The organism is Enterorhabdus sp. P55 (genome assembly GCF_009911695.1).
Taxonomy (GTDB): domain Bacteria; phylum Actinomycetota; class Coriobacteriia; order Coriobacteriales; family Eggerthellaceae; genus Enterorhabdus.
Genome location: NZ_QWKK01000146.1, coordinates 1 through 4,313, shown reverse-complemented (window position 1 = coordinate 4,313; position 4,313 = coordinate 1). Strand labels below are relative to the sequence as shown.

The window sequence follows — 4,313 nt, the reverse complement described above, 5'->3', positions numbered from 1 at the left end:
CGAACGCTGGACGTTCGTCCGGCCCGCGTCGCCCGGCAACTCCGAGCCGTCCCAGACCGCGGCGGCGTGGCCGGCTCCCGCCCCGGGCGACACGGCGGCCCTGGCCGACGCGGCGGCAGGAGCGCGGCCATGACGGCGCTCGTCGGCGTGATCGGCGGCATGGGGCCGGCAGCCACCGCGCGCTTCTCGACGCTGCTCGTGGAGCGCGCCGACGTGCGCCGCGACCAAGACCACGTGCGCACCCTCGTGCTCAACGACGCTGCGCTACCCGACCGCACCGCCTTCCTGCTCGGCCGCTCCCCCGCCTCCCCCGCCCCTGGGCTGGCGGCTGACGCGCGCGTGCTCCAGGATGCCGGCTGCGCCTTCCTCGCGCTGCCCTGCAACACGGCGCACGCCTTCGCAGGCGCCATCCGCCAGGCCGTCTCCGTCCCGCTCGTCTCCATGATCGACGAGGCCGCTGCGGCCTGCCAGGCCCTCGGCCTCGCGCGCGTCGGCGTGCTGGCCACCGAGGGAACCGCGACCGCGGGGCTCTACGACCACGCCCTCGCCGCCCGCGGGATAGAGTGCGCCTACCCCTCCCCAGCGCTTCAAGCCCGCGTCACCGCCCTCATCTACGAGGGCGTGAAGGCGGGAGCCCCCGTGCCCTCCGTCGCCGTCGCCCTCCTCTGCGCGCGTCTGGCCGCCGAGGAGGGCTGCGCGGGCGTGGTGCTCGGCTGCACCGAGCTCTCCTGCGCCTGGCACGCGGCCGAGACACCCGGCGGCGTGGCCGTAGTGGACTCCCTCGCCGCGCTGGCCGACGCCGTCATCCTGCGCGCCGGTGGCCGGCTGCGCCCGGGGATCGCGACGACGAGGCCGGCCCGCACCTCGGACGCCGCGGGCTCCGCCGCCGCAGCCGCCCGCCAAAACCGCGCGGCATCCGCCGTCGCCGCACCTGGCAGCCGGGGGCCTGCGACGGCCGCAGGGGATGATGCTCAGGTCCGCCCCCGGGCCGACCGGAACCGCGCATCATCCAGCCACCCGTCCCGAGAGGAGGCGCCATGTGCGGCTTCGTAGGATTCGCCTCGCCTTCCCGCAGCTACGACCGCGCCGCTGTCGTGCGCGCCATGGCCGATGTCATCGCGCATCGCGGCCCCGACTCGGAGGGCTACCTCGTCGACGAGGCCGTGGCCCTGGGGTTTCGCCGGCTCTCCATCATCGACCTGGCTGGCGGCGACCAGCCGATGGAGACACCCGACGGCCGTGTGGCGGTGTGCTTCAACGGCGAGATCTACAATCACCACGCGCTCCGCGCCACGCTCGAGCAAGCCGGTCACGTCTTCCGCACGAGGAGCGACACCGAGGTGCTGCTCCACGGCTGGGAGGAGTGGGGAGCCGACCTGCTGGGACACCTGCGCGGCATGTTCGCCTTCGTCATCTACGACCGACCCCGGCGGATGCTCTTCCTGGCGCGCGATCCCTTCGGCATCAAGCCGCTCTACTACTATGCGACCGGCGATGAGCTGCTCTTCGCCTCGGAGGTCAAGGCGTTCCTGGCGCATCCCTCCTTCGAGAAGCGCCTTGACGAGCGGCTGCTGCCGGCCTACCTGTGCTTCGAGTACCTTCCCGGCGACCGCACCCTGTTCGAGGGCGTGAGGCGCCTGCCTCCGGCGACGTGCCTCACCTGGCAGGACGGCGAGCTGCGCGCCCACCGCTACCACCGCCTCGCCTTCGCAGAGGAGAGCGCCGCGCCCGAGGAGTGGGACGCGCGCATCGCGGGAGCCGTGCGCGACTCGGTGCGCGCTCACGCCGCAGCCGACGTGGAGGTGGGGTGCTTTCTCTCCGCCGGGGTGGATTCGTCGCTCGTGGCGGCCGAGGCCGCGCAGGTCATGGACGCGCGCACGTTCTCCATCGGCTACGGCGAGGAGCGCTACTCCGAGCTGGCAGCTGCCGGCGAGCTGGCCGGCACGCTCGGCCTGCGCAACACGGCGGCCGTCATCGGGCCGGCGGAGTTCTTCGGCTCCGTCCCCGCCGTGCAGTACCACCTGGACGAGCCGCTGCCCAACCCCTCGGCCATCCCCCTCTACCACCTGTGCCAGCTGGCCGCCCGCGACGTGAAGGTGGTCATGTCCGGCGAGGGCGCCGACGAGCTGTTCGGCGGCTACGCCTACTACCAGGAGTGCCTGGACTTCGCCCCCTACCTGCACGTGCCGGCGCCCTTGAGGCGCTTGGCCGGCAACGTGGCCGAGGCGCTGCCGCCCTTCCACGGGCGGCGCTTCCTCATGCGCGGACGCCACGCGCTTCCCGTGCGCTACCTGCGCAACGAGTACGTCTACGCCTTCGAGGAATGCGGGCGCTACCTGCGATCACCCCTGGACTGCCCGCCTCCTCCCTGGTGGACGGCGGACGTGTTCGCCGAGGCAGAGGGGCTGGACGAGGTCACGGCCATGCAATACGCCGACCTGCGCATATGGCTGCCCTGCGACATCCTCCAGAAAGCCGACAAGATGTCCATGGCGGCCTCACTCGAGCTGCGCGTTCCCTTCCTCGACCGGCACGTGGCGGACGTGGCGCTGCGCCTGCCCACGGCCGAACGCGTCACCCGCGCCCAAACGAAGCCGGCCCTGCGCCGCGCCGCCGCGCTTTCGCTGCCGGCCAAGACGGCGCAGATGCCCAAGATAGGCTTCGTCACCCCGCTCGCCCAGTGGCTGCGCGAGGAGCCGTGGCACACGCTGGTGCGCGAGCGCCTCACCGGCGCCGAGGCCGCGCGCTTCTTCAACGTGGGCGCCTTGGCGCAGCTGCTCGACGAGCACCGCGAGGGACGCTGCTCCCATATGAAGCGCATCTGGTCGGCCTACTGCTTTTTGGTGTGGTACGACGAGTTCTTCGTCAGGCGCTGAGGCCGACCCTCTCCGCCTCTCTCGCGCCCGCACGTCCTTCGCGCCTCCCGAAAAAACCTTTCCTCCCGCGAAACCATCGACCTTTTTTCCGGCTTGGCCCTCGCAGCCGGGCCCACCTCATCAAGTTGGAAATACGGAGGCTCGGCAAAAGGGTGCTCAACGATACGGACGGTCGCAAAGACCGCCTTTGCCACTTCCGAGGTTGTCGCGAATTCCTATCTGCCTGCCGGGAGAACGGGGGCCCAAGCCGTGCTCTCTATCGGAGGCTCGCGCATCGGAGAGAGCTACTACCAATACAACAACTCGGCATTGAACAGCGGGCAAAGCATAACCGCCGCATATTCCAGCGGCGTGGCAGCAGGCGTGAGCACAAGCTGCTTCTCCTACGGAAACAGGTACTACAACGACGGACAGAGCGGCTCTTACTATTCGCTCTATCAGTCAGGAACCCTCAACCTCTAGGAGGCGAATCCCATGCGACACGATAACAAGAGGAGCATTCGATGGGCCCTGGGCGGAACCCTTGTCGTCCTCTCGCTTATGGCGACCGCAGGACTCCACTTCGTCGAGCCAGCCGAAGGGGCCGATCCCATCAAGACCAACGAGGCAGGCTTATCCTACGGGCCTGTGGAAGGATTCGAGCAGCGAGGCCAATACCCCGACCTCATCGCAGTTCAGGCGACCAACGGAAACAAAGGGTACATCCTGCGAGAGGACGAGGAACGTGCTGCAGGCGTGGTGTCAACGCCAGAAGAGGCCATTGCCTTCGCCACTGCTCGCAAAGAGAGACTTGCCGCCTCTCTCAAGGACGCCATGAACGAGCAGCTACCCCCCGGTGAAGGCATCAGCTTAGCGGAGGCGTCAGAGATCACGGCCGTCTTGCAAAGCACACCTCCCGCCACTGCCGCCCCGCAAGCGCTTGGCATTCTCTCCGAAAGCGCGGAGGAGAAACTGAGCGAGGAGGCTGTTTTGACCGCCTACGAGAAAGCGCTCAAGGAGGACATCACCTACATCCCCGTTTACGAGGCAGACGGAGTGACCCAGGTGGGCGTATATCCGATAGGCTGACGACGAGGCTCGTATCAGGCTAGGGGCATGCTTGCAAGCGCAGGGGGGGCCTCCCGCACCCCCTGCGCCTATGCGCGGGACACGATTCTGCACAGTTTTTTCGACTTTGCGACAACACTGCCGAGCCGCTTCGCGCAGCTCTTCCACCCGCTTTTCATCCCACCAGGTCATCATTGTTCTCGTAGGGGAATATAAGTCCGCCCCTGCCCGACCCGTCCGTCTTCCCCAGCGCCAGGCCGGTGAAAAGCCGCCCAAGCGTCGCAAAGTCGAAAAAACTGTGCAGAATCGCGCCGGAAGGGCGTGGGCAGGGGCGGGCGGGGGCGCAGCTGCGGGCGCGGGCGGGGGCGCGGCTGCGGGCGTGGGCGGGGG

3 protein-coding genes are annotated in these 4,313 nt (G+C 69.0%); all 3 read left to right on the top strand.

The window, feature by feature from the left end:
- Window positions 1-129 precede the first annotated feature (129 nt).
- A complete protein-coding gene (locus tag D1643_RS09955; RefSeq protein WP_160710472.1) occupies window positions 130-1,053 on the top strand; it encodes an aspartate/glutamate racemase family protein in 924 nt (307 codons plus the stop codon).
- Window positions 1,038-2,876: an asparagine synthase (glutamine-hydrolyzing) gene (gene asnB, locus D1643_RS09950; RefSeq protein ID WP_160710471.1), complete on the top strand. Its 1,839-nt coding sequence runs from the start codon at window positions 1,038-1,040 to the stop codon at window positions 2,874-2,876. Before D1643_RS09955 ends, asnB begins: the two co-directional genes overlap by 16 nt.
- A 474-nt stretch (window positions 2,877-3,350) precedes the next feature.
- A complete protein-coding gene (locus D1643_RS09945) occupies window positions 3,351-3,944 on the top strand; it encodes a hypothetical protein (RefSeq protein ID WP_160710470.1) in 594 nt (197 codons plus the stop codon).
- Window positions 3,945-4,313: the final 369 nt, after the last annotated feature.